Origin of the sequence: Mesorhizobium sp. M0437, from assembly GCF_040321335.1 — a bacterium.
Lineage (GTDB): Bacteria > Pseudomonadota > Alphaproteobacteria > Rhizobiales > Rhizobiaceae > Mesorhizobium.
This window is the reverse complement of sequence record NZ_JAMYRK010000024.1, coordinates 1-22,104: the sequence shown is the minus strand read 5'-3', so window position 1 is coordinate 22,104 and position 22,104 is coordinate 1. Positions and strand designations below refer to the sequence as shown.

At 63.9% G+C, this 22,104-nt stretch carries 31 protein-coding genes and 1 tRNA gene; 20 read left to right on the top strand and 12 right to left on the bottom strand.

Annotated features, from left to right (window positions below):
• Positions 1-65 precede the first annotated feature (65 nt).
• Positions 66-380, top strand: coding sequence for a hypothetical protein (locus tag NKI72_RS17145; RefSeq protein ID WP_352540042.1), 315 nt, complete (start codon positions 66-68; stop codon positions 378-380).
• A gap of 106 nt (positions 381-486) precedes the next feature.
• On the opposite strand, the gene NKI72_RS17140 is transcribed toward NKI72_RS17145, so the two are convergent.
• The 5 genes from NKI72_RS17140 to NKI72_RS17120 form a co-directional block, all read right to left on the bottom strand.
• Positions 487-720: a hypothetical protein gene (locus NKI72_RS17140; protein WP_352539901.1), complete on the bottom strand. Its 234-nt coding sequence runs from the start codon at positions 718-720 to the stop codon at positions 487-489.
• A gap of 39 nt (positions 721-759) precedes the next feature.
• Complete coding sequence (locus NKI72_RS17135; RefSeq protein ID WP_352474763.1) at positions 760-969, bottom strand: hypothetical protein; 210 nt, start codon at positions 967-969, stop codon at positions 760-762.
• A 274-nt stretch (positions 970-1,243) separates the two neighbouring features.
• Positions 1,244-2,233: a DUF2332 domain-containing protein gene (locus NKI72_RS17130; RefSeq protein ID WP_352539902.1), complete on the bottom strand. Its 990-nt coding sequence runs from the start codon at positions 2,231-2,233 to the stop codon at positions 1,244-1,246.
• A gap of 257 nt (positions 2,234-2,490) precedes the next feature.
• A tRNA-Arg gene (locus NKI72_RS17125) sits at positions 2,491-2,567 on the bottom strand.
• A gap of 163 nt (positions 2,568-2,730) precedes the next feature.
• Positions 2,731-3,651, bottom strand: a complete 921-nt coding sequence (locus NKI72_RS17120) for a zinc-binding dehydrogenase (RefSeq protein WP_352501145.1) — start codon at positions 3,649-3,651, stop codon at positions 2,731-2,733.
• Between the two features lie 202 nt (positions 3,652-3,853).
• Here NKI72_RS17120 and NKI72_RS17115 point away from each other — a divergent pair, with 202 nt between their 5' ends.
• Positions 3,854-4,660: an AraC family transcriptional regulator gene (locus NKI72_RS17115; RefSeq protein WP_352474758.1), complete on the top strand. Its 807-nt coding sequence runs from the start codon at positions 3,854-3,856 to the stop codon at positions 4,658-4,660.
• 33 nt (positions 4,661-4,693) lie between these two features.
• Here the strand turns inward: NKI72_RS17115 and NKI72_RS17110 are convergent, their stop codons facing one another.
• A complete protein-coding gene (locus tag NKI72_RS17110; RefSeq protein ID WP_352836125.1) occupies positions 4,694-5,584 on the bottom strand; it encodes a D-alanyl-D-alanine carboxypeptidase family protein in 891 nt (296 codons plus the stop codon).
• 247 nt (positions 5,585-5,831) lie between these two features.
• Here NKI72_RS17110 and NKI72_RS17105 point away from each other — a divergent pair, with 247 nt between their 5' ends.
• The 4 genes from NKI72_RS17105 to NKI72_RS17090 all read left to right on the top strand — a co-directional run bounded on the left by NKI72_RS17105 (position 5,832) and on the right by NKI72_RS17090 (position 8,081).
• Positions 5,832-6,938, top strand: a complete 1,107-nt coding sequence (locus NKI72_RS17105) for a hypothetical protein (protein WP_352836122.1) — start codon at positions 5,832-5,834, stop codon at positions 6,936-6,938.
• Between the two features lie 76 nt (positions 6,939-7,014).
• Positions 7,015-7,635 carry a nucleoside triphosphate hydrolase gene (locus tag NKI72_RS17100; protein ID WP_352539906.1) on the top strand — a complete coding sequence of 207 codons (621 nt, stop codon included), beginning with the start codon at positions 7,015-7,017 and terminating at the stop codon, positions 7,633-7,635.
• 70 nt (positions 7,636-7,705) lie between these two features.
• The gene (locus NKI72_RS17095; RefSeq protein ID WP_352539907.1) at positions 7,706-7,966 is read left to right on the top strand and encodes a hypothetical protein; all 261 of its coding nucleotides are present in this window, start codon (positions 7,706-7,708) and stop codon (positions 7,964-7,966) included.
• Positions 7,953-8,081 (top strand): hypothetical protein, encoded by a 129-nt coding sequence (locus NKI72_RS17090; protein ID WP_302893450.1) that lies wholly within the window; start codon positions 7,953-7,955, stop codon positions 8,079-8,081. The genes NKI72_RS17095 and NKI72_RS17090 overlap by 14 nt, the downstream gene beginning before the upstream one ends.
• A gap of 21 nt (positions 8,082-8,102) precedes the next feature.
• On the opposite strand, the gene NKI72_RS17085 is transcribed toward NKI72_RS17090, so the two are convergent.
• The 3 genes from NKI72_RS17085 to NKI72_RS17075 form a co-directional block, all read right to left on the bottom strand.
• On the bottom strand, positions 8,103-8,807 hold the full coding sequence (locus NKI72_RS17085) for a glutathione S-transferase family protein (RefSeq protein ID WP_352771134.1): 705 nt from the start codon (positions 8,805-8,807) through the stop codon (positions 8,103-8,105).
• 136 nt (positions 8,808-8,943) lie between these two features.
• Complete coding sequence (locus tag NKI72_RS17080) at positions 8,944-10,152, bottom strand: beta-ketoacyl-[acyl-carrier-protein] synthase family protein (protein ID WP_352836119.1); 1,209 nt, start codon at positions 10,150-10,152, stop codon at positions 8,944-8,946.
• A 4-nt stretch (positions 10,153-10,156) separates the two neighbouring features.
• The gene (locus NKI72_RS17075) at positions 10,157-10,411 is read right to left on the bottom strand and encodes an acyl carrier protein (protein WP_023677013.1); all 255 of its coding nucleotides are present in this window, start codon (positions 10,409-10,411) and stop codon (positions 10,157-10,159) included.
• A gap of 223 nt (positions 10,412-10,634) precedes the next feature.
• Here NKI72_RS17075 and NKI72_RS17070 point away from each other — a divergent pair, with 223 nt between their 5' ends.
• The 5 genes from NKI72_RS17070 to NKI72_RS17050 are packed head-to-tail and all read left to right on the top strand — an operon-like array spanning position 10,635 to position 12,999.
• Positions 10,635-11,456 carry an urease accessory protein UreD gene (locus NKI72_RS17070; protein WP_502901196.1) on the top strand — a complete coding sequence of 274 codons (822 nt, stop codon included), beginning with the start codon at positions 10,635-10,637 and terminating at the stop codon, positions 11,454-11,456.
• Between the two features lie 28 nt (positions 11,457-11,484).
• Positions 11,485-11,787, top strand: a complete 303-nt coding sequence (locus tag NKI72_RS17065; RefSeq protein ID WP_023677011.1) for an urease subunit gamma — start codon at positions 11,485-11,487, stop codon at positions 11,785-11,787.
• A gap of 19 nt (positions 11,788-11,806) precedes the next feature.
• Positions 11,807-12,064: a DUF1272 domain-containing protein gene (locus NKI72_RS17060; protein ID WP_352539910.1), complete on the top strand. Its 258-nt coding sequence runs from the start codon at positions 11,807-11,809 to the stop codon at positions 12,062-12,064.
• 28 nt (positions 12,065-12,092) lie between these two features.
• A complete protein-coding gene (locus NKI72_RS17055) occupies positions 12,093-12,686 on the top strand; it encodes a HupE/UreJ family protein (RefSeq protein WP_352850361.1) in 594 nt (197 codons plus the stop codon).
• Between the two features lie 7 nt (positions 12,687-12,693).
• On the top strand, positions 12,694-12,999 hold the full coding sequence (locus tag NKI72_RS17050) for an urease subunit beta (protein WP_023677008.1): 306 nt from the start codon (positions 12,694-12,696) through the stop codon (positions 12,997-12,999).
• Between the two features lie 26 nt (positions 13,000-13,025).
• Here NKI72_RS17050 and NKI72_RS17045 read toward each other — a convergent pair whose 3' ends face one another.
• Both NKI72_RS17045 and NKI72_RS17040 read right to left on the bottom strand, forming a co-directional pair.
• Positions 13,026-13,520, bottom strand: coding sequence for a hypothetical protein (locus NKI72_RS17045; protein WP_023677007.1), 495 nt, complete (start codon positions 13,518-13,520; stop codon positions 13,026-13,028).
• A gap of 126 nt (positions 13,521-13,646) precedes the next feature.
• Entirely contained in the window at positions 13,647-14,030 is a 384-nt protein-coding gene (locus NKI72_RS17040) for a hypothetical protein (RefSeq protein WP_023677006.1), read from the bottom strand.
• A 179-nt stretch (positions 14,031-14,209) separates the two neighbouring features.
• On the opposite strand from NKI72_RS17040, the gene ureC reads away from it, so the two are divergent.
• The 8 genes from ureC (at position 14,210) to NKI72_RS17000 (ending at position 20,655) form a co-directional block, all read left to right on the top strand.
• A complete protein-coding gene (gene ureC, locus NKI72_RS17035; protein ID WP_502898626.1) occupies positions 14,210-15,922 on the top strand; it encodes an urease subunit alpha in 1,713 nt (570 codons plus the stop codon).
• Positions 15,923-15,930: 8 nt separating this feature from the next.
• Positions 15,931-16,707 (top strand): hypothetical protein, encoded by a 777-nt coding sequence (locus NKI72_RS17030; protein WP_352836115.1) that lies wholly within the window; start codon positions 15,931-15,933, stop codon positions 16,705-16,707.
• 114 nt (positions 16,708-16,821) lie between these two features.
• Positions 16,822-17,415, top strand: a complete 594-nt coding sequence (locus NKI72_RS17025) for a hypothetical protein (protein WP_352474742.1) — start codon at positions 16,822-16,824, stop codon at positions 17,413-17,415.
• 57 nt (positions 17,416-17,472) lie between these two features.
• Positions 17,473-18,048, top strand: a complete 576-nt coding sequence (locus NKI72_RS17020) for an urease accessory protein UreE (protein ID WP_352836112.1) — start codon at positions 17,473-17,475, stop codon at positions 18,046-18,048.
• Complete coding sequence (locus NKI72_RS17015; protein ID WP_352836110.1) at positions 18,041-18,730, top strand: urease accessory protein UreF; 690 nt, start codon at positions 18,041-18,043, stop codon at positions 18,728-18,730. Before NKI72_RS17020 ends, NKI72_RS17015 begins: the two co-directional genes overlap by 8 nt.
• Positions 18,727-19,167: a DUF3995 domain-containing protein gene (locus NKI72_RS17010; RefSeq protein ID WP_352836107.1), complete on the top strand. Its 441-nt coding sequence runs from the start codon at positions 18,727-18,729 to the stop codon at positions 19,165-19,167. The genes NKI72_RS17015 and NKI72_RS17010 overlap by 4 nt, the downstream gene beginning before the upstream one ends.
• Positions 19,164-19,805: an urease accessory protein UreG gene (gene ureG / locus NKI72_RS17005; protein ID WP_352836104.1), complete on the top strand. Its 642-nt coding sequence runs from the start codon at positions 19,164-19,166 to the stop codon at positions 19,803-19,805. The genes NKI72_RS17010 and ureG overlap by 4 nt, the downstream gene beginning before the upstream one ends.
• Positions 19,806-19,887: 82 nt before the next feature.
• Positions 19,888-20,655, top strand: a complete 768-nt coding sequence (locus NKI72_RS17000) for a class II aldolase and adducin N-terminal domain-containing protein (protein WP_352836101.1) — start codon at positions 19,888-19,890, stop codon at positions 20,653-20,655.
• Positions 20,656-20,675: 20 nt separating this feature from the next.
• On the opposite strand, the gene NKI72_RS16995 is transcribed toward NKI72_RS17000, so the two are convergent.
• Complete coding sequence (locus NKI72_RS16995; protein WP_352474734.1) at positions 20,676-21,308, bottom strand: HAD family hydrolase; 633 nt, start codon at positions 21,306-21,308, stop codon at positions 20,676-20,678.
• A gap of 360 nt (positions 21,309-21,668) precedes the next feature.
• Between NKI72_RS16995 and NKI72_RS16990 the strand changes: the two genes are divergently transcribed.
• On the top strand, positions 21,669-22,104 hold a 436-nt coding region (locus NKI72_RS16990; protein WP_352850359.1), incomplete at its 3' end, for a helix-turn-helix domain-containing protein.

Below are 22,104 nucleotides of genomic sequence, written 5' to 3'. Positions count from 1 at the left end.
CGGTCGAACCGGAACCTCTGCGGAGCTGAGGCGTTCGAAAATTGCAAGGCGTAAAGGCAAACGCAATGGCTCAGAAGATCACGACAGGCGCGAACGACCGGCCGCGCAATGAAACCATCGGCCAATCCGGCGAAGGCCTGCCGGACGATAGCAGCAGGCCGCTCGAGGTCGACGAAGGCTGGGTCGCCCGGCTGAGAAACAAGCTGCAGGGCAAGCCCCGGCAAGCCGGTCAGACCAACACGGACGAAGTCCCCGCAGGCACTCCAGGCGCTGGCGAGAATATTTGCCGCCGCTGTGCAGGGTCAGGCATGATCGACGGCCGCACCTGCCCCGAATGCGGCGGAACCGGCAAGGTGACGACGCCGATAGGCGGAGGCTGAGCAATTCCAGGAAAAGTGTGAAGCGGTTTTCCGTCCGGTATTTGCGTCAAACAATACGATAGACCGGTTCTGCGTTTCCGCGGAACGATGAACCGTCCAGCGGCGGTCAGATCGCCGGCACCCACTTCCAGAACACGCCTTCCTTGCGTTCGGGGTAGTGCTTGAACTCGCATTCGAAGCGCCAGCCGTAGTTCTTGGCGGCGGCAAGCGCCTCCTTGCTGACCGGGTTCATGCCGGTTCCCGGCGCAAACCAGTCCTCCAGCAAGTCGTCGGGGATATAGGCGCCTATCCTCAAAGGCAGCTTTTCGAGGACGACATCCATTTCAGGTGGTGCAGGCACGGGGGGCGCTCCTTTGAAACCTACCCGCGAAGAAGCCGTTTAACGCCAAGCGGGTTCATTCTTCTGTTCATAGTCCTGGAACGCCTTCTGGAGACCGCCGATCACCTCGGCGGACGTCTCGAACATCGCCTTCAGCTGCGGCTCATCGACCTTCTCGATGTCCTCGCGAAGGTGCTGCTTCACCTCCTCCAACTTTTTCTGCATTTTCTGCGTGTGGTGGCGCGGATCGCGGTCGGCAGCGCTAGTCATGATCAATCTCCAATTTGTGGATCTCGGAAAACTCGCCCGGCTCTGAGGATCGACAGGCGGGTTTGCAGCGTAAACGGCTTGCCGATAGCTGTGGTTCCCGACTGCGGATGCGGTCTTCGCGCGCCCAACGCGCTGTTCCTGGGTTCAACCGCCCGGTAGCAAGTCCGAAGGGCGCTTGCCGCGAATTCAAGACGCAAGCAGTGGCAGACGAGCATTGATGAAACTGAGAACTGATGGCGTCTCTGGCCAAGGACGGCAATCCACGACCTATAGCCTACGCCTCGTCCGCGATCCATTCGAGCGAGGCGCCATGCGGGTCAGTCCAAGCTACAGGGGAGCCGTTCGCAGATAGGAGGAAGCGGCCAGGCGGCCAGCTTGTTCCGGCGCGTGTGGCGATGGACGGGAAGACGCGAGGGAACTCGTTCGATACCCAATAAGGCGAGAGACGCATCGCCTGCTCGGCGAAAGCTTCTCTGTCACCAAGGTCGGAGACATAGTCGAGGACGGCTGTGTGAAAGATGACGAGTGTAGCGTCGTTTGGCGCTTCGTTGCAGAGTTGCACGAGGTCGCTCCCGCGCAGGTCGCCCTTCACCACCCGAGGCTTGACTGTGGCAGCGATCTTTAGGGCCGCCCGCAGATTGGCAAGCCGTGCTGTCTGTTCCGGCCAGACCAGTGTCTCAAGCCATGCGACTTGCGAGTCGTCCGAAGCATCTATCGGGCTCAGGTCCAATCCAGCCCGCCAGACGACTTGCGGCAAGGCCGTCGGCAATGGCGTTGTTTCGCTAGCGAGGCATCGGAAGACAGGCGGCTCCAAGGCCATTGCAGGTGCGCGGATCACCTTGCGTCCGTAGTCATAGCCGTAGAGGTCGGGCATGAGGCAGAGCCCTGCGGAGGTCCCGACCTCGATGAGGGCCAGCGGCTGCGGCAAACGCGCCAGGACGGGGAGCAGGGTGGCGCATCTTCCCGGCTCGTTGGTTTGCGTTGAGCGCTCGAGCATGAGCGAGCGGATAGCGTCGGGATTAGCCTGAAGCGCCTGGCGAAGCTCGGTCCACCCTGTTGGCGTGCCGAACAAGTGACGCACCGCTGCAAGTAGAAGGTTCGGTTGCCGCTTTAGGTCCGGAAGAGTCGACAGGAAACCGAGCGCCTCCCGATCCCCAGCGACTGCCCGAGCCAACTCCTCGTAGAGCGGCGAGCGACCGCGAGCTTCCGTATCGGCGAAGCGAATATATCGGGCTGAGATCTCGGCCAAGCCCTCCTCGTCCATATCCGCTGATCCTCGGTCCCGACGTCCCATCACAATACACGATCCACGGATCTGATTGGACCAGGCCACGGCGTTTTTACACAGGCTTGACCCCAGCGGACTTGCCGCGGTCGCCTACTTAACCGTTGCGTTATGAGGTCGTACGCAATCCAAAATCTGGGGAACTGTCCCTAATTGGTGTCTCACCCAGGGATGCGGTCCACCATGTCTCCGGTATAAACCGCAACCCTTGTCTCCGGGTTGGACAATTTGAGATTTGGCGCACCCGACAGGATTCGAACCTGTGACCTCTGCCTTCGGAGGGCAGCGCTCTATCCAGCTGAGCTACGGGTGCTTTCAGGATCGGTGATCCCAAAAACGAACCAGCCGGTAAACCGGCCAGCCACGGCTTCTTAGCGGAAGCAGGCGCCGGCTTCAACGGGCAATCGCCAGCGGGCTCAAACTGCCGTAGCAGCCCGGGGGAGACAGACACCGTCCCGTCCGCCGCCACCGCCTGCTCATTCGGTCACGGTAAGCACCGCCTTGCCGCTGATGCTGCGCTGCCGCAGCGCGTCGAGGGCTTGACCGACGTCCCGCCACGGCACGGTGAGGACCACCCGCGTTTCGAGCCGGCCGGCTGCGATCGGCGCGAGCAGCGAGGCGATGTCGGCGCCTACCTCCGGACCGGAAGCGTAGTAGGCGAAGGTCTGCAGCCGCGCACCTTCGTGCCCCGGAACGAACTGGCGGAAGCCGATGGGCGTGAGTTCGCCGCGGCTCGAGCCGAACATGACGACGGTCCCGCCGGGCGCGATCCGTTCGATCGCGTGGGCGAGGCTATCGCCGCCCACCGATTCGGTAATCAGCGAGAACAGTCCTTCGGTCAGCTCGATCGTTTCGACGACCCGCTCGGCTCCGAGGCCGCGGAGATCGTCGGCATGCCGTTCAGCGGCGACCGCCACCACCGACGCGCCCTGCTGGCGGGCGATCTGGATCTGGAAACGGCCGACCGCGCCGCTTGCGCCGGTAATCAGGACCCGCTGGCCGGCCAGGTCGCCGCCGAGGCGCAGGGTCCGCAGCGCGGTCGTGCCCGCGACCGGAACAGTGGCGGCGGAGACGAAGCTGACGTCGTCCGGCAGGACGGCGAGGTGGTCGGTCGGAACGGCGACCCGTTCGGCCCACCCGGCCTCGTCGACCAGAGCCGCAACCCGGGCGCCGACGGCCGGCCCGGAGCCGTCGGCCGCGGCGCGCTCGACAATTCCGGCGACGTCCTGGCCAGGCACCCAGCCGTTCGGACGGATGTTGAGCAAGCGCAGTTCGCCGCGGTTCAGCGAGACTGCCCGGACCGAGACCAGCGCCTCATGCGGGGCGGGCTCGGGCTCACCAAGCTCGGCGAGCCGCAACCCGGTGGCGCTGTCGGAAGATGTGACCAAGGCGAGCATTGGTATCGTCCCTTCTTGCTGCGTGGCGGACGCCAGCCTGTTTTCGTGCGCCGGGCTTGTTGGTCCGACGTTCAGAACGCAAGCAGGGCATGGCTAAATGGAAGTCCGCCTGTCGGCTTCTGAGTTACTCATCCCTAAACTATCGACTTTCCTGTTTGAGTAATTTAGATATCTTGGCAGTCGATCGCTAAAAACAGTCAATGTGAGACAGCCGCTCCGCTACCCCTGGCCTTTCGATCCGGATGACGTCCTCGCCCCGGCAATCGCCGTGCGCGTTGACGTTACCGAAACCGGGGCGGAGGTGCCGGACCACCACCACCGCAAGGGGCAACTCGTCTTCGCGCTGGGCGGCGGCGTCACATGTCGCGTCCCCAGCGGTCTGTGGATGGTGCCGCCGCATTGCGCGGTGTGGATTCCCGGCGACATGGAGCACAGCAATATCGCGACCGCCAATGCCCGGATTTTCTTCGTCTATATCGAACCGGGAGCTGCCGACCTGCCGGACCGGTGCTGCACGCTTTCGATCACGCCGTTGCTGCGCGAGCTCATCATAGAGCTGACGGATCGCGTTGAGGACGATGACGCGAGGGGCGAGCTCCTGACCAGGGCTCTGCTCACCGAACTGCCGCGCATGCCTGTCCAGCAGCTGCATTTGCCGATCTCGTCCGAGCCGCGCTTGAGGCGCATCGCGGCGGCGTTGGCGCAAGATCCTGCCGATCGCAGCACCCTGGCGGAATGGGCCAGTCGCGTCGCGCTCAGCGAGAGCAGTCTCGCACGTCTCGTGGTGAAGGAGACAGGGCTGACCTTCGGGCGCTGGCGCCAGCAACTGCACCTGATCGTCGCAATGCGCGAGCTGGCCTCCGGCGCCAGCGTGCAGCAGGTTTCGGCCGATCTCGGTTACGAATCGGTCACCGCCTTCATCACCATGTTCAAGAAAGCGCTTGGCAAGCCGCCGGCAAAGTATCTCAGCAGTGTCGCGCAAAACGGCGGCTCTGCGTTTGTCGCCTGAACCCGCACGCGGTCAACACTCGGACTTCAACTATCACTGCTCCTCGGCATACAGCAGCCGCGTCTTTGCCTCGGAGGTCGGCAACAGGCTGCGCTGGATCAGCGCCTCGACGTGGTCGTTGCGCTGGCGCGCGCTGTCGGCGCCCATCACCACGATGATCAGCCTGTGCCCGTCTGCATTATAGGAGGTGACGATGTTGAAGCCCGAAGCCCTGATGTAGCCGGTCTTGATGCCGTCGACCCCGCGCACCCGGCCGAGCATGTCATTGTGGCCGCGCACCAGCCTGCCGCGGAACATGAAGTCGCTTTCAGAGAAATAGTGGAAATGCTGCGGGAAGCGGGCGTGCAGCGCCATGCCGAGCACCGCCATGTCGCGCGCGCTCGTGTGCTGGTCGCCGTCCGGCAGGCCCGAGGCGTTGCGGAACACGGTGCTGCTCATGCCGATCTGGCGCGCCTTGGCGGTCATCATGCCGGCGAACGCCTCTTCGCTGCCGCCGAGATATTCGGCAACGGCGACCGCCACGTCATTGGCCGATTTGACGATGATGGCGCGGATCGCCGAATCGACGTCGATGGTCTCGCCGCGCCTGAACCGCAGCTTGGTCGGCGGCTGCCGGGCGGCGTTGTCCGACACCGGAATTTGCGTCTCCTTGCTGATGCGGCCCTGGTCCAGCGCCTCGAACAGGAGGTAGAGCGTCATCATCTTGGTCAACGACGCCGGATAACGCGGCGCCGTCGAATTGACCTCGAACAGCGTATTGCCGGTGCCGGCATCGATGACCATGGCGGCATATTTCTGCGGCGGCGCCGGTACCGCCAGCACGCTGTCGGGCGGCGTGACAGTCGTGCAGCCGGCAGCAAACAGCAGCAGCGCCAGCACAGCGACGCATTTGTGGATGGACGAAAAGAACCGGAAGGCGGACAAGTCAGTTCCGAAGGCAGGCAGTTTCTGAGACGAGGCGAAGCTATCTTAACGCAAAGGCACAGTCCATTTGGTTAATATCGGTCTGGCCCTCGAACGGTGCCCTGTCCACAGGCCGACGTGGCGCCGCCTGATGTGAATTGCCGGCCACCGCGCTTGCGCAACCGGCGGCGAGTGGGCTTTGCTGGCGCCGACAGAATCGGGCCGCCAGAATCGGGCTGGCAGAATCGGGCTGAATCGGTAGGTGCACATGGATACGGTCACGATCACGGCGAAGGGCATTTCGGTATCGGTCGATCTTGCCGTCGGCCATCTCGCCGACATGACGGTCGATATCGATGGCCGCCGGCTGAAGCCGCTGCATCGCGCACCCTGGGTCGGCGAGCCGCGCGAGATGCTGCCGAAAGACCTGCCCGAAGGGACGGTCCACCTGTCCGGCGATTTCCTCTGCGCACCCTTCTCGATCAGCGACGTCGAAGCGGCACCTTTGCATGGCTGGCCGGCAAATAGTCGCTGGGACGTCGTCGACAGCGCGGCAACGGCCGACGGCTGGCGCGCCGTCTTCCGCCTGCAGCGCCCGGTCATGGGCGCAACCGTCGACAAGATCCTGACCTTGCGCGACGATCATCCCTTTCTCTATCAGGAGCACGTCTTTTCCGGCGGCGCCGGCGCCATTCCCGTCGCCCACCACCCGATGACGGTGATGACGGCCGGCGGCAGGCTAGCGTTCTCGCCGAAGCGCCTTGCCGCAACGCCGAGTGAGGCGCCGGAGCCCGATCCGGCCCGCGGCCGCTCGTTGCTCGCCTACCCGGCGCGAACCGCCGACCTGACGCGCTTTCCCGCTGCCGACGGCGGCACGATTGACCTGACCACCTATCGCATGGACCAGCTGCGTGAGGACTTCGTCACGCTGGTCGAAGCCGACCATGGCGGACCGGGCTGGACGGCGCTGGCGCGCCAGGCGGAAGCCGACCTCGTGCTGGTGCTGAAGAACCCGGCCGAACTGCCGGTCACCATGCTGTGGGTCAGCAATGGCGGGCGCGACTATGCGCCGTGGAGCGGCCGCCACCGCGGCGTGCTCGGCATCGAGGACGGCCGCACGGCCGTCGGCCACGCCGCATCGCTCGGCGACAATTGGCTGAAGCGCGAAGGCGTGGCGACCGCCTTTGCCCTTTCCGAAGGGCGCCGCTTTTCGTTCCGCCATGTCATCGGCGCGCTGCCTTGGCCATCCGGCGAGCCGCCGCACGACGTCACGACCTCGCCGGGCCGCATGCGTATCCTGGCGGCTGACGGTGCCGTGCGCGACATCGGCTTCGACGGCGATTTCCTGCGGATCGGTCAATCCAGGCCCGATTGAAGGCTTGGCACAATCCGGCGTTTGAAATTTCCGAAAACTGCCGCCAAAATGCGCCAGAACCACCGTAAGGGGGCCAATGTCAGAAATCGCCCATATCGCTGCTGCCATTTTCAAGCGCGCCGGCAAGGCGCCGCGCTTCATCGTTGCCATTGCCGGTCCGCCCGGCGCCGGCAAGTCGACATTGTCGGCAGGCTTGCACGACCTGCTGCCGGAAGGCACGGCGGAAGTCGTGCCGATGGATGGCTTCCATTACGATGACGTCGTGCTCGATCGACGCGGCCTTCGCGCGCGAAAAGGTGCTCCGGAAACCTTTGATTTTGCCGGCTTCGAAGCGCTGCTGAAGCGCATCCGCGCCGGCGAGCCGGATATCGCCATCCCGGTCTTCGACCGCAGCATGGAGCTGTCGCGCGCCGCCGCTGCGATTGTCGCCGCCGACACCAAATTCATCCTGGTCGAAGGCAATTATCTGCTGCTCGACGAGGAACCCTGGACGCGGCTGGCGCCGCTGTTCGACTTCTCGATCTTCGTCGATGTGCCGCGCGCCGAGCTCGAGCGCCGACTGCTGGCGCGATGGCACGAGCACGGCCGCTCCGACGAGGACGCGCGCGCCTGGATCGCCTCTAACGATATGCCGAACATCGACCGCGTGCTTGCCCGTCGGCGGCCCGCCGACCTGGTGGTCGGCGACCTGGCCTGACTTGCAAGGAACCGCCCGGCCGGAACCTTGCCAGTTTCAGGCCGTTATCCCGGACACGGCAATTGTGCCCATGAGGGAACCGTTCGATGGAAACCATGGCAAGAAAGCCTGCGCCCGCCAAGGGCAGGGCAACACGATCAAAAGCCACTCGAGTGAAAACCAGCGCCGGCCCGGCAGCAGCGGCCCGCTCCAAGGATGCGGCAAAGCCCAGCTTTGGCAAGGCGGCGCCGAAAAAGGTGATGCCTGCCGCGGCCAAAGCCGCTGCACCCAAGCCCAAAAGATCGGCAAGCAGCAGAGGATCGATCGCAGGCAGCGCAATGCGCACTGTTAAAGCAACGGCCAATGTCGCCGCCGGTGCCGTGCTTGCCACCGCCAAAGGTGCGGCGTCGCTTGCTGCTTCCGTAGTCGGCAAGGGCGGCTCAAAGCCCCGGACCAAGGCAAAATAGCCGAGCGGAATCGACGTAAGATCAGCTTCTGGCCGGAATGGTGAGGCCCCTCTGCACCGCCGGTCGGGCGAGGCCACGCTCCAGCCATGCGCCCACGCTGGGGAAATCGTCGAAACCGACGAGTTCCCGCGCCTCGTAGAAGCCGATCAGATTGCGCACCCACCCAAGCATCGAAATATCGGCGATCGTGTAATCGTCGCCCATGATCCAGCTACGGCCCTTGAGCCTCGTTTCGAGGACGCCGATCAGCCGTCGCGACTCGTCGCGATAACGTTCCAGCGGGCGCTTGTCGGCGATTTCGCGCCCAGCGAATTTGTGGAAGAATCCGACTTGGCCGAACATCGGCCCGATCGAAGCCATCTGGAAGAACACCCACTGGATCGTCTCATAACGCAGCGTCGCGTCTGCCGGGACCAGCTGGCCGGTCTTGTCGCTGAGGTAAAGCAGGATGGCACCGGATTCGAACAAGCCGATCGGCTTGCCGCCCGGGCCGTCCGGATCGATCATCGCCGGTATCTTGCCGTTCGGGTTCAAAGACAGGAATTCCGGGGTCCAGCTCTCGTTCTTGCCGATATCGACGGCATGCGGCTCGTAAGGCAGGCCAAGTTCCTCCAGCGCGATCGATATCTTCACCCCGTTCGGCGTCGGAAACGAATAAAGCTGGATGCGGTCGAGGTGGCTCGCCGGCCAGCGCCTGGCAATCGGAAACGCGGACAGATCGGTCATCGAAACTCCTGGTAGGGGACCGCGCCGAGCGGCACGGTCATGGCGGGTCGCAGAGAGTTAGGCGCGACGCCTGGCGCGATCAATATGCGCATGGAAAGTTTCGCCGGCCCCGGTGAAGGACCCGCAAGGGGTGCGGTCACACGGCCTTTACCGCCAGCACCGCATTGGTGCCGCCGAAGGCGAAGCTGTTGCTGATCGCGGTGCGCACGGTGCGTTCGCGCGCCACGTTCGGCGTGATGTCGAGATCGCAGTCGGCGTCGGCTTCCCGATAATTGGCGGTCGGCGGCACGATGCCTTCGCGGATCGCCATCACGCAGGCGATCATTTCCAGCGCGCCGGAGGCGCCGAGGCAGTGGGCGTGCATCGATTTGGTCGAGGACACCGAAAGCTTGTAGGCATGGCCGCCGAACACGCGTTTGATCGCCGCCGTCTCGATCTGATCGTTGGCCTTGGTGCCGGTGCCATGCGCGTTGAGATAGTCGACGTCCTCGGGATTGAGCCCGGCATCGACGAGGCAGAAGCGCATCGCCGCCTCAGGCCCTTCGATGGTTGGCGCGACGATATCGGAGGCGTCGGCGGAAAGGCCGACGCCGGCGATTTCGGCAAGGATGGCGGCGCCGCGCGCCATGGCATGCTCATATGTTTCCAGCACCACCATGCCGGCGCCTTCGCCGAGCACGAGCCCCTGGCGGTCGGCCGAAAACGGCCGGCAGGTGTCCGGCGATAATACCCGCAGGGCCTCCCAGCCCTTGAGGATGCCCCAGACCAGCGGCGCATCGGTGCCGCCGGCGACCATGACGTCGGCCCGGCCGAGCCTGATCTGATCGACCGCCGAGGCAATGGCGTGGTTGGATGACGAGCAGGCAGAAGTGATGCCGAACACCGGCCCGCGCAGACCAAGATTCATGCTGACATGGCCGGCTGCAGCGCCCGGCATTACTTTCGGGACGGTGAAGATGCCGGCGCGGTTCTTGCCTTCGAGCAGGATGGCGCGATAGTTCTCTTCGATCGCCTCCCAGCCGCAGACGCCGACGCCGACGACGGTGCCCATCCGGTAGGTGTTGGCGGCGTGCGGGTTCAATCCCGCCTGCTGTGCCGCCTCCCGCGCGGCGATCGTCGCCAGAAGGCTGAAGCGGTCCATCGACACGACCTGCTTGCGCTCGATGCCGTGCTCGGGAAGCGCCTTGATTTCGCAGCCGACCTTGACCTTCAGATCATGCAGCAGCGGATTGTCGATCGCGCCGATTGCCGAACGGCCGGCGCGCATTTCATTCCAGATTGCCGGTGCGTTGGTGCCGAGCCCGCATAATCCGCCGATGCCCGTGATGACGACGCGCTTGTGCATTCAGTCAGGCTTTTTTCGCGATCAGCGCGCGAACCGCCTCGACCATGTCGCCGACATTCTTCAGATTGCTCCAGGCATCGACAGTGTTCATCTCGATTTCGATGCCGTACTCTTCCTCGAGATCGAAGATGATCTCCGTCAGTTCCAGCGAATGGATGCCAAGGGCGGTCAGTTCGGTACTGGTGGTGATTTCCTCGCCGCCCGGCTCGGCATGAGCCTTGATCTTGGCGATGATATCGTTTGCCAGCTGGTCAGCCATTCGGTTTCTTCCCCAACTCTGTCGTTTCCCGACGCCAACTGATCAGCGCCCCTTTTGTCCTCGATTACGTCGTCATCGTCGCCTTTTACCCCCGCCAGGCGCCGGTGACCGTACCAAGGTGGCTCCCTCTATAGAAACCGAAACGCTGTCAAGCAACAAGCTATATATCGACAAAGCCGCCGCAGTGCTTAACGTTGGTGTCGTGGATACGATCGCATATAGCTTGACTTCAGTGCCGCCGGCCCAGCGTGTTGCCGGCGTCGCGCGGCTTGGCTGCGACTGGAACGGAGGCCGCACGCGTCTTCGGCGTCTGTACCAGGACGGTTCGGCCAAGATCCGCATGCCGGCGGTCTCGGCCGATCCGCTCGAAGCCGTCCTGATCAACACCGCCGGTGGGCTGACCGGTGGCGACCGTCTCGCCTGGGAGGTCGATGTCGGTGCCGGCGCCTCCGCAACCATGACAACGCAGGCCTGCGAGAAAATCTATCGCGCCGCATCCGATCGCGCCGAAGTGCGGGTGCAGCTGACTGTCGGGGAAGAAGGCCACATTGCCTGGCTGCCACAGGAAACCATCGTCTTCGACCGCTCGGCCTTTGCCCGCAGCCTTGACGTGGAGCTTGCCACCGGAGCCGAGGCGCTGATCCTGGAGGCCACCGTCTTCGGCCGCCTGGCCATGGGTGAACGGGCCACGCAAGGCCATTTCCACGACCGCTGGCGCGTCCGCCAGGACGGGGCGCTGGTCCATGCAGAGGAGTTCCGCATCGGGCCGGACATTGCGGCCGCCTTGAACCGTCCCGCAGCGGCCGGCGGTGCCGTCGCCGTGGCGACGCTGCTGATGGTGTCGCCACGGGCAGAGGCTTTGCTCGAGCCGGCCCGGGGCATAGTCGGCGGCCAGGGCGGCGTCAGTTTCTGGAGCGTGCGGAAATCTGGCAAGCTTCTTGCGAGGCTGTTCGCCGAGGACGGCTACCAGCTCCGCAAGCGGCTGGTGCCGCTTGTCGAATTGCTCAACGGACGGGCGGGCCTGCCCAAATTATGGTCACTCTGATTTCGATTGTGCCACTGCAGGAAAAAGCATGAATCTGACGCCGAGGGAGAAAGACAAGCTGCTGATCGCCATGGCGGCGATCGTGGCCCGCAAGCGGCTCGAACGCGGCGTCAAGCTCAATCATCCGGAAGCGATCGCGCTGATCACCGATTTCGTCGTCGAGGGTGCCCGCGACGGCCGCGCGGTCGCCGAGCTGATGGAGGCCGGCGCCCATGTCGTCACCCGGGCCCAGGTGATGGAAGGCATTGCAGAAATGATCCACGATGTGCAGGTCGAGGCGACGTTTCCAGACGGCACCAAGCTGGTGACCGTGCACGAGCCGATCAGATAACACCGCCAAGGAGAGGAAAATGCTTGAGCTGCGTCCCAACTGCGAGTGCTGCGACAAGGATCTGCCGCCCGATGCGACGGATGCGGTGATCTGCACCTTCGAATGCACCTTTTGCGCCGACTGCGCACAAAACGTGCTCGGCGGCGCCTGTCCGAATTGCGGCGGCAACTTCTCGGCCCGCCCGATCCGTCCGGCAGCGCTGCTGAAGAAATATCCGGCCTCCACCAGGCGCGTCCTCAAGGCAGAGGGCTGCGCTCCGGCCCGCAAGGCGGCGTGAGAGGTACTCGAAGATGGAAGCTACGCCGATGATCCCCGCTACGATGAAACGCTCAACGCTGTCGGCGGTCCTGCTGCTGGCGGCAGCAATGCCAGCCTATGCCCATGTCGGCGTCGGCACGGTTTGGTCCTTCACCGCCGGCCTCTCCCACCCGCTCTCCGGCCTCGATCACATGACGGCGATGATTGCCGTCGGGCTATGGGCCGCGCTCAAGGGCGACAAAGCGATCTGGGCATGGCCGCTGGCCTTCGTAAGCGTCATGCTGGCCGGCGGCGTGCTCGGCATGCTGCATGTGCCGATGCCTTTCGTCGAGCCGGCGATACTGGCGTCCGTCGTGGCACTCGGGCTGCTGGTTGCGCCCGCCGTCGATCTTCCTGTCTCGGCCGGCGTCGCCGTCATCGGCCTGTTCGCGCTGTTCCACGGCTATGCCCATGGCACCGAGGTGCCTGAGAATGTCGGCGGACTCGGCTATATGGCGGGCTTTGCCGTTGCCACGGCACTGCTCCACGCCGTCGGCATCGCCGCCGGTCTCGGCCTCGGCTGGCGCTTCCGCGGGCTTGCCCGCGCCGCTGGCGCCGCTTGTGCCGCGATTGGCGCCGGCCTCGCTTTTGGCATCATGTGAGGCCGCAATGATCCCCGGCGAAATCATCACGGCAAGCGGCGAGATCGAACTGAACAAGGGTCTGGCGACGGTCACCTTGAAGGTAGCCAACAGCGGCGACCGGCCGATCCAGGTAGGCAGCCATTATCATTTCTTCGAGACCAATGAGGGACTGAGATTCGATCGCGACAAGGCCCGCGGCATGCGCCTCGACATCGCTGCCGGCACCGCCATGCGCTTCGAGCCCGGCCAAGAGCGCGACGTTACCCTGGTGCCGTTCGGCGGCAAGCGCGAGGTCTACGGATTTCAGCAGAAGATCATGGGCGCGCTGTGAGATCGAAGGCGTTGAGCAGTTTCGGCTCAGCCGGGCGGCTTGGCCGCCGCATAGATGACGACCTTTCCCGGATCGTCGAATTCCACCGCCAGAACGTCCTCGGTTTGCACTCGCCGCGAATCGATGGCGTTGAACAGCAATGCGTTCGCTTCGATCTCCTTGCGCAGCTCGGCGATGTCGTCCCGATGTTGCCTGACCTTGTTTTCGATCGCCGGCGGCGGGCCGCCTTCGGTGCGCGCAGCATCGGTAAGAAACACGATATCGACCTTGTCGAGCTTGGATGTCTTGCGCACGGCGGCGATGTTTTCACGCGTGCGGTCGATCGCCGAACTGACCTTGCCGGCTTCCGCATTTGTCTGGGTCTCTTCCTGGCCGACCTCCGAGCCGACGATCCGGTTGACGGTCTCGGCGCTGTCGAGGCTCTGCGCGTTCAGCGCGGCGTGCGGAATGCTGGCTGCCAGAAACGCGGTCGCGGCAATCCCATGCAGCCATCTGGTGTCGGAGAAGGTGGTGATCGCCATCGCTCGTTCTCAGGGTCCTTTTCGAGGCTCGTGTCAGGGCGACAGGACCGAAACGTAACGTCCCCCGTGAAGGTTCCCTTTGTGATGCGGCGGGCTGGCCGGGCGCCGGCCCGCCGCCTCGTCTCGTCAGCTCGCTTTCTTGGTGATCAGCGTCAGCGCGCCATTGGTGCTCATGCTGGCGGCGATCACCTGCGCCGAGGTGAGCCCCTTGGCTTCGAGCGCGGATTTGACCTGCGGTGTCGCGTCGATCGAGCCGCGCAGTTTCTGCAGGTCGGCATCGCTGCGCTTGGCGATCACCTCGTTGACCTTGGCTTGAGTGTCCGCGGGCAGATCCTTGATATCGACGACGTTGATCGCCTGGATGGTGGGCGCCTGCGGCTGCGCCCCGGGCGCGGCAGGAGCAGGCGCAGCCGGCGCCGGACTGGGCTGCTGCGCAGGCTGTTGCTGGGCGCTGGCGGCGGTTGCGAGCACCAGCGTGGCGGCGGCTGCCAGAAGGGTCGTTTTGCGCATGGATGTTCCTTTCCATCGATTGGCAAATGGTCGTTTTGGGGTGGCCCGGCCACCTCAAACGCTAAATGGGATCGGAAAGTGTCGCTCAGCGGGTCATTGCGTGACCATAGGATGGCGGCAATGTGGAGCCCGGCTTCGACAAGCGGTATTTTCGGGCTGTATTTCGGGAGCAATTGCTGATGGCTAAAATCACCCGCGCCGCCTATGCGCAGATGTACGGCCCGACCGTCGGCGACAAGGTCCGGCTCGCCGACACCGAGCTGTTCATCGAGGTCGAAAGGGATCTCACTCTTTACGGCGAGGAGGTGAAGTTCGGTGGCGGCAAGGTCATCCGCGACGGCATGGGCCAGAGCCAGGTGTCGCGCGCGCAAGGCGCGGTCGACACCGTCATCACCAATGCGCTGGTCGTCGATGCCACCGCCGGTATTGTCAAGGCAGATATCGGCCTCAGGGACGGCCGTATCGCCGCGATCGGCAAGGCCGGCAATCCGGATACCCAAGGCGGCGTCACCATCGTCATCGGTCCCGGCACCGAGATAATCGCCGGCGAGGGCAAGATCCTGACCGCCGGCGGCTTCGACGCGCATATCCACTTCATCTGCCCGCAGCAGATCGAGGAAGCGCTGATGTCGGGCATCACCACCATGCTCGGCGGCGGCACCGGCCCGGCGCACGGCACGCTGGCCACCACCTGCACACCTGGGCCATGGCATCTGGCGCGCATGATCCAGTCTTTCGACGCCTTCCCGATGAATATCGGCCTGTCGGGCAAGGGCAACGCGTCGCTGCCCGCCGCGCTCGAGGAGATGGTGCTTGCCGGCGCCTGCTCGCTGAAGTTGCACGAGGACTGGGGCACGACGCCGGCTGCAATCGACTGCTGCCTGTCGGTTGCCGACGATTACGACGTGCAGGTAATGATCCACACCGACACGCTGAACGAGTCCGGCTTCGTCGAAAACACGGTCGCGGCGATCAAGGGCCGCACCATCCATGCCTTCCACACCGAAGGCGCCGGCGGCGGCCACGCGCCTGATATCATCAAGGTCTGCGGCCTGCCTAACGTCATTCCGTCCTCGACCAACCCGACACGCCCCTACACGATCAACACGCTGGCCGAACACCTCGACATGCTGATGGTCTGTCACCATCTGTCGCCGTCGATCCCCGAAGATATCGCCTTTGCCGAGAGCCGCATCCGCAAGGAAACCATCGCCGCCGAAGACATTCTGCACGACATCGGCGCCTTCTCGATCATCTCGTCGGACAGCCAGGCCATGGGCCGTGTCGGCGAAGTGGCGATCCGCTGCTGGCAGACCGCCGACAAGATGAAGCGGCAGCGCGGTTCGCTGCCGCAGGAGACCGGCGACAACGACAATTTCCGCGTCCGCCGCTACATCGCCAAATACACCATCAATCCGGCCATCGCGCATGGCCTGTCGAAGGACATCGGCTCGGTGGCGGTGGGAAAACGCGCCGACCTCGTGCTGTGGAATCCGGCCTTTTTCGGCGTCAAGCCGGACATGGTGCTGATCGGCGGCATGATCGCCGCCGCCCCGATGGGCGATCCCAACGCCTCGATCCCGACGCCGCAGCCGATGCATTACCGGCCGATGTTCGGGGCCTACGGCAAGGCGATGACCAATTCGTCGGTGACCTTCGTTTCGAAGGCCGCGCTCGACGCCGGCCTGCGCGGCAGGCTCGGCGTCGACAAGCAGATGGTCGCGGTCGAAAACACCCGCGGCGGCATCGGCAAGCATTCGATGGTGCTCAATGACGCCACGCCGCATGTCGAGGTCGACCCCGAAACCTATGAGGTCCGCGCCGACGGCGAACTCTTGACCTGCGAGCCAGCAACCGTGCTACCGATGGCGCAAAGGTACTTTTTGTTTTGAGGTGATGCGTGTTCTGGCGCACAAGCTCCCCGCTGGACGCCGACGACGAGGAGTGGCAGCTCGATTGCTGGGGTTGGCTGCTCAGGCATTTCGGCGGGGCAGCCGCGCTGCGCAAACGTTCGCTGATCTTGCCAACACGAACATTTTTCACCCCCTCTGAAGAACAGGGGCACGCCGCTGCATCGCACTATTTCGGGCAGGTGGCGGCATATTTTGGCATCGATGCGGCCCGCTTCAATCTCGTGCCACAGGAAGATTCAATCGACCCGGTTTTGGGACCGCTTCAGGTCCTTCAGGACGCGCCGCGGGAGCCTGCCGGGACCTTCTCCGTGTCCCGGGGCGGTGCCATGACAATCACCTACAATCCGGCGATCGTTCCCAAGTCCATGAAGCTCATTGCGACGTTCGCGCATGAGATTTGTCATCCATTGCTGTTCTCGGTGCCTGAAGAACCGCCGGGCGGCACCGAGATGGAGGAGTTCGCAACCGATCTCGCGGTCACCTTCTTCGGCTTTGGTATCTTCAATTCCAACACTGCGGCGAGTTTCACTCAGTACCGCGACACCGCCACCGGCACGCAAGGCTGGTCCTTCGAGCGACAAGGCTATCTGTCGCCAGCGGAACGCGCCTTTGCGCTGGCGCTGTTCATCCAGGCGCGCGGTCAGGGAATACAGGACGCGCGCGAGTATCTGGATTCCGGGCCGTTGGCCTATTTTCGCAAGGCAACGAAGTATCTGGCGCAGACGCCATCCATTTCATCCGATCTGCTTGCGGCGCACCAATAGCCAAGGTCTCAACGGACTCAACATTCGAACGGCAGGTCAGCGCAGCAGAAACCGGTTTTCACTTTTCAGATCACAATCTAGAACGCCAAATGTAGAACATGCCGCGCCAGGCCTATGGACCAGCAACTCCCCTACGCCCACGACATTTTCCCGCATATCCGCATCGTCCTGGGCATGGTGATCGGCCTCGGCGTCACACGGCTGCTGTCGGGGCTCGCCCGCATCGTCCAGCATCCCGGCCAGTACCGGCTCTATCCCGTTCACCTCGCCTGGGTTGCGTCGGTGCTTTTGATGCTGGTGCATTTCTGGTGGTGGGAGTTCGGTCTGTTCCAGATCGAGAATTGGACCTTCGGCAAATACCTGTTCATCATCTTCTACGCCGTCACGCTGTTCCTGCTCTGCGCGCTGCTGTTTCCGGATTCGATGCTGGACTACACCAGCTATGAGGATTTCTTTTATTCGCGCCGGGCCTGGTTCTTCGGCCTGCTGGCGGCGACCTATCTGCTCGACGTGATCGATACGCTGCTGAAAGGGCCGGAGCATTTCGCCCATTTTGGCGTCGAATATCTGATCCGCACGCCGGTTTTCGTCGCGCTTTGCGTCATTGCGATCCTGCTGCGCGACCGCCGCTTTCACATCGCCTTTGTCGCCGGCGCGCTCGTCTATCAGATATCGTTCATCCTGCGGCTCTTCGACACGATCGTCTGAGCCCCATTGGGGCGGCGGACGCGATAGGCTAGGCTTTTTGGGAGAGGCAGTTTTTACATGAAGCTCGATATTCGCACCGACTTCACCAAATTCCCGCGCGCCGTCTCCGTCCTGGCCGCAGGCGAAGCCGGAACGACCACGCCATACGACAGTGCGGTGCTTGCCCATGACGAGCGGCATCTGCGCCGTCGCGCCATCGAAACGGCCCGTAGCGACAAAGTGCTGGTCGACCTGCCCGAACCGGTGACCTTGAACCATGGTGACCGGCTGGTGCTGGAGGATGGCCGCCACATCGAGATCATCGCGGCCGAGGAGCCGCTCTACGATATCCGTGCCGGCGGCCCTGTCCATCTGGCCGAACTTGCCTGGCATATCGGCAACCGTCATCTCGCGGCAAGCATCGAGGCTGGCCGAATCCTCATTCTGCGCAACCATGTCATCAAGGCGATGCTGGAAGGGCTGGGCGCCACGGTGAGCGACGTCTCCGAGCCATTCAAGCCGGTGCGCGGCGCTTATTCCGGCCATGGCCATTCTCACGCCGAGGCGCATGCGCACAGCCATGCCGAAGCGCACTCCCATACCCATAGCGAATCGCATTCCCATAGCCATTCGCACGACCATGACCATGACTGACCAGCCTTCCGACGTTGCCCAGCCTTCCAATATTGCTTTGTTGCGGCTGATGGCGTGGCTGTCGCCTTCCTTCCCGGTCGGCGGCTTTTCCTACAGCCATGGTCTCGAGCAAGCCGTGCATGCCGGGCTGGTTGCCGACAGCAAAGAGCTCGCCGCGTGGCTGGAAACGCTGGTCGAGATGGGTTCGGGCTGGAATGATGCGGTGCTGTTTGCCGAAAGCTGGCGCAGGGCGCGCGAAACCGGCGATCTCGATGAAATCGTCGCCCTTGCAGAAGCTCTGGCAGGCTCGCGCGAGCGCCATGCCGAGACCATGCTGCAGGGCGCTGCTTTCCTGAAGGCGGCCATCGCCTGGCCGTGCCAGGTGCTGGATCGCCTGCCGGCCGAATGTGCCTATTGCGTTGCCGTCGGCGCCGTTGCCGGCGATCACGGCATTGCGCTGCGGGACGCCCTGGCGGCCTTTCTGCAGGCCTTCTTCTCCAATCTCGTCCAGGCTGCGATCCGGCTTGGCATCGCTGGCCAGAGTGCCGCGATGACGCTACTGGCCGCCTTCGAACCGCTTGCCCTGGCCACGGCCGACCGCGCTGCCGGCTCGACCCTCGATGATCTCGGCGGCTGCGCTTTCATCTCCGACGTCACGGCGATGAAGCACGAGGCCCAGTATTCGCGGCTGTTCCGCTCATGATCGTCCTTGCTTTCGCCCTCTCGCTCGTCCTGCTGTTGATCACGGCACTGCATGTCTATTGGGGCATTGGCGGCATCTGGCCGGGCAGGGACGCTGCCTCCTGCGCTCGTGCGGTCATCGGCTTTCGCGGCGTCGACGAAATGCCGGCACCCTTCGCCAGCTTCGCCGTTGCCGCCTGCCTTGGCCTTGCGACACTGTGGCCGATGGCGCTCGAAGGCGTGTTCGCCACGCCCTTTCCCAAGGCCGGGCTGGCCGCCACGGCGCTGCTCATCGCGCTGGTTTTCCTGGCGCGCGGCATTGCCGGCTTCACGCCTTGGTGGCGCCGGCTGACGCCCGAGCAGCCTTTCGTGCGGCTCGATCTGCGTTATTATTCGCCGCTGTGCCTGCTGATCGGGCTTGGCTTTGCCATTCTTGCCCTCACGGAGTTCCCCGCATGATATCACCCAACGGTCCTCTTCGCGTCGGCATCGGCGGTCCGGTCGGCTCGGGCAAGACGACGCTCACCGAAAAGCTTTGCAAGGCGCTGCGTGACGAGTTCTCGATCGCCGTCGTCACCAACGACATCTACACCAAGGAAGACGCCATGATGCTGGCCCGGCTGCAGGCGCTCCCTGAGGATCGCATCGTCGGCGTCGAGACCGGCGGCTGCCCGCACACCGCCATTCGCGAGGACGCCTCGATCAATCTGCAGGCGATCGCCGAGATGACCAAAAAATTCCCGGATCTCGACATCGTCTTCATCGAATCGGGCGGCGACAACCTCGCCGCCACTTTCTCGCCGGACCTTGCCGACCTGACGCTCTATGTCATCTCGGTTTGCCAGGGCGAGGAGATTCCGCGCAAGGGCGGACCGGCGATCACCCGGTCCGATTTCCTGGTCATCAACAAGAGCGACCTTGCGCCCTATGTGAACGTCAATCTCGACATCATGGAGAGCGATGCTGCCCGCATGCGCGGCAAGCGGCCGTTCGGCTTCACCGACCTGTCGCGCGGCAAGGGGCTGCAGGAGGTGATCGATTTCATCGTCGAGCATGGCGGGCTGAGGGTCGGCGCGGCCACCAGCACGGCGGCATAACGGCGCTCGCCTGCACCAAACGAAACCGGGTTGCGCGTGTTCCAGCCGCGCGGCATCCTTGCTTTTTTCACGGAGGTTTACGATGAGCATCACTCGCCTGCAGAAGGAAGTGCTGACCAACCTGGCGTTCTATGAGGAGCGCGTCGATCTGGCTTGCGCCTTCCGCTGGACGGCGCGGCTTAACATGCATGAGGCGGTGGCCAATCATTTTTCGCTGGCGGTCAACGACGATGGCTCGCAATTCCTGATGAACCCTAACCAGGTGCATTTCTCGCGCATCAAGGCGAGCGATCTGCTTCTGATCGACGCCAATGATCCCGACACGCTGGTCGGCCCGAATGCGCCTGACCCGACGGCGTGGGGCCTGCATGGTGCCATCCATCGCAACGTGCGTCATGCGCGCTGCGTCATGCATGTTCACTCGATCCACGCCACCGTGCTTGCCTCGCTCGCCGACTCGACGCTGCCGCCGGTCGACCAGAACTCGGCGATCTTCTTCAACCGCCATGTCGTCGACGCTCATTATGGCGGGCTGGCCTTCGAGGAAGAGGGCGAGCGCTGCTCCCAGCTTCTTGTCGACCCGAAGGTCAAGGTGATGGTGATGGGCAACCATGGCGTGCTGGTCATCGGCGACAGCGTCGCCGACACCTTCAACCGCATGTTCTATTTCGAGCGCGCCGCCGAAACCTATATCAAGGCGCTGTGGACCGGCCGGCCGCTGCGGGTACTGTCGGATGAGATCGCGGAGAAAGCGGCAAGGGAACAGGAAGACTATCCCGGCCAGGCCGAGCGCCACCTTTCCGAACTGAAGGCGATCCTCGACGAGCAGGAGCCTGCCTACCGGAGTTGAGCGGTCCCGCCGGGCCTGGCTTAAAGCCCGAGTTCGGCCCGCAATTCGCCGGCACTGTTGATGACAATCGCCCCCGGCGGCCCCTCCATGGGCACCTCTGGCCAGAAGATCGTCTTCATTCCCGCTGCCAGGCCCGCCGTGGCGCCGGTCACGCTGTCGTCGACCGCCACGGCCTTGGCGGGATCGACGTCGGCCAACCAGGCGGCGCGCAGGAAAGGTTCGGCATGCGGCTTGCCTTCGCGCACGTCGTTGCGGCTGATGGTCTTCATGCCGGGATAGAAAAGGCCGACGGCGCGCAGATTGGCGTCGACGATCAGCCGGTCGGAATTTGATACCACCGCCTGTGCCACGCCAAGCTCCCGCAACTCGTTGAAAATCTCGATCGCGCCGGTGCGTGGCGTCAGCGTTTCGGCCATCGGCAGATAGTGATCGTATTTGCGCACGATCCAGTCGTCGAAAGGCAGGTCGAGGCCGAACTCGTCGCGCAGCATTTCGTAGACCGGCCATGCGGCGATGCCGAGCACGCGCTCATGCAGGTCGGCCGGCGGCGCGATGCCGACGCTGTGCAGCGCCGCAATCAGCGCCGCCTCGTGCAGCGGCTCGCTGTCGACCAGCGTGCCGTCCATATCCCAGAAAACCGCTTTCGGCGTCATGCAAGGCTCCATTCTCAAAAAATTCCTTAAAGCGTTTAGCGCACGAGATAAACCGCCGCGTCCCCGCTAATGCATGTCGCGCAAAGTGTGCAGCGGTTTTGCAATGACGACATGCATAAAAAGCAACCTAAAACCCGTCGCATGAGGCCGATCGAACGCAACGCGCTTTAGAACCGGGATTGGTGCGACCTCGACAGCCTTGCTGTTGCAACGAGACTGGGTCGACCTGTCACTTCGCTCCAAACACCAAGTTTCATCACTAAGCAATTGCTCTTACAATAGGCAATTGCGCGCAAGTTCATTCCCTGCGAGACTACTGCGCTCCGCCTCTTATGCTCGGCGGGGTTGGGAGGTAGGAACTTGAATTCGCGGCAGGACAGCGGCGGCAACAGGCTGGACGACGCGGCGCGTGCCGGCTGGCTCTATTATGTCGCAGGCAACACCCAGGACCAGATCGCCGCCACGCTTGGCATCTCGCGGCAGACGGCGCAGCGGCTGGTGTCGCTCGCAGTCTCCGAAGGGCTGATCAAGGTGCGCGTCGACCACCCGATCGCCAATTGCCTCGACCTTGCGGCACGGCTGAAATCGCGCTTTGCGCTTGATCTGGTCGAGGTGGTGCCGAGCGACCCTTCTTCGTCCTCCACCGTCATCGGCGTCGCCGAGGCGGCGGCGGCCGAGATCGAACGGCGGCTGCGGTCGCGGGGGGGGGGGGGGGGGTGCCGGGGGCGCCGGCGCGCCGCGCCCGCCCGGCCGCGCCCCCGCCGGGGGCGGCGGCCGCGGGCGCCCGCGCGGGGCG

Bases quoted from the DNA above. Each gene is read 5' to 3' on its own strand.
- NKI72_RS17120 (WP_352501145.1), bottom strand. From the start codon at position 3,651: ATGCTCGCCTTGGTCACATCTTCCGACAGCGCCACCGGGTTGCGGCTC.
- ureG (WP_352836104.1), top strand. From the start codon at position 19,164: ATGATATCACCCAACGGTCCTCTTCGCGTCGGCATCGGCGGTCCGGTC.
- NKI72_RS17025 (WP_352474742.1), top strand. From the start codon at position 16,822: ATGGACCAGCAACTCCCCTACGCCCACGACATTTTCCCGCATATCCGC.
- NKI72_RS17080 (WP_352836119.1), bottom strand. From the start codon at position 10,152: ATGCACAAGCGCGTCGTCATCACGGGCATCGGCGGATTATGCGGGCTC.
- NKI72_RS17085 (WP_352771134.1), bottom strand. From the start codon at position 8,807: ATGACCGATCTGTCCGCGTTTCCGATTGCCAGGCGCTGGCCGGCGAGC.
- NKI72_RS17130 (WP_352539902.1), bottom strand. From the start codon at position 2,233: ATGGACGAGGAGGGCTTGGCCGAGATCTCAGCCCGATATATTCGCTTC.
- NKI72_RS17055 (WP_352850361.1), top strand. From the start codon at position 12,093: ATGATCCCCGCTACGATGAAACGCTCAACGCTGTCGGCGGTCCTGCTG.
- NKI72_RS17015 (WP_352836110.1), top strand. From the start codon at position 18,041: ATGACTGACCAGCCTTCCGACGTTGCCCAGCCTTCCAATATTGCTTTG.
- NKI72_RS17090 (WP_302893450.1), top strand. From the start codon at position 7,953: ATGCGCACTGTTAAAGCAACGGCCAATGTCGCCGCCGGTGCCGTGCTT.
- NKI72_RS17145 (WP_352540042.1), top strand. From the start codon at position 66: ATGGCTCAGAAGATCACGACAGGCGCGAACGACCGGCCGCGCAATGAA.
- NKI72_RS17000 (WP_352836101.1), top strand. From the start codon at position 19,888: ATGAGCATCACTCGCCTGCAGAAGGAAGTGCTGACCAACCTGGCGTTC.
- NKI72_RS17065 (WP_023677011.1), top strand. From the start codon at position 11,485: ATGAATCTGACGCCGAGGGAGAAAGACAAGCTGCTGATCGCCATGGCG.
- NKI72_RS17100 (WP_352539906.1), top strand. From the start codon at position 7,015: ATGTCAGAAATCGCCCATATCGCTGCTGCCATTTTCAAGCGCGCCGGC.
- NKI72_RS17135 (WP_352474763.1), bottom strand. From the start codon at position 969: ATGACTAGCGCTGCCGACCGCGATCCGCGCCACCACACGCAGAAAATG.
- NKI72_RS17045 (WP_023677007.1), bottom strand. From the start codon at position 13,520: ATGGCGATCACCACCTTCTCCGACACCAGATGGCTGCATGGGATTGCC.
- NKI72_RS17040 (WP_023677006.1), bottom strand. From the start codon at position 14,030: ATGCGCAAAACGACCCTTCTGGCAGCCGCCGCCACGCTGGTGCTCGCA.
- NKI72_RS17095 (WP_352539907.1), top strand. From the start codon at position 7,706: ATGAGGGAACCGTTCGATGGAAACCATGGCAAGAAAGCCTGCGCCCGC.
- NKI72_RS17010 (WP_352836107.1), top strand. From the start codon at position 18,727: ATGATCGTCCTTGCTTTCGCCCTCTCGCTCGTCCTGCTGTTGATCACG.
- NKI72_RS17105 (WP_352836122.1), top strand. From the start codon at position 5,832: ATGGATACGGTCACGATCACGGCGAAGGGCATTTCGGTATCGGTCGAT.
- NKI72_RS17050 (WP_023677008.1), top strand. From the start codon at position 12,694: ATGATCCCCGGCGAAATCATCACGGCAAGCGGCGAGATCGAACTGAAC.
- NKI72_RS17075 (WP_023677013.1), bottom strand. From the start codon at position 10,411: ATGGCTGACCAGCTGGCAAACGATATCATCGCCAAGATCAAGGCTCAT.
- NKI72_RS16995 (WP_352474734.1), bottom strand. From the start codon at position 21,308: ATGACGCCGAAAGCGGTTTTCTGGGATATGGACGGCACGCTGGTCGAC.
- ureC (WP_502898626.1), top strand. From the start codon at position 14,210: ATGGCTAAAATCACCCGCGCCGCCTATGCGCAGATGTACGGCCCGACC.
- NKI72_RS17020 (WP_352836112.1), top strand. From the start codon at position 17,473: ATGAAGCTCGATATTCGCACCGACTTCACCAAATTCCCGCGCGCCGTC.
- NKI72_RS17060 (WP_352539910.1), top strand. From the start codon at position 11,807: ATGCTTGAGCTGCGTCCCAACTGCGAGTGCTGCGACAAGGATCTGCCG.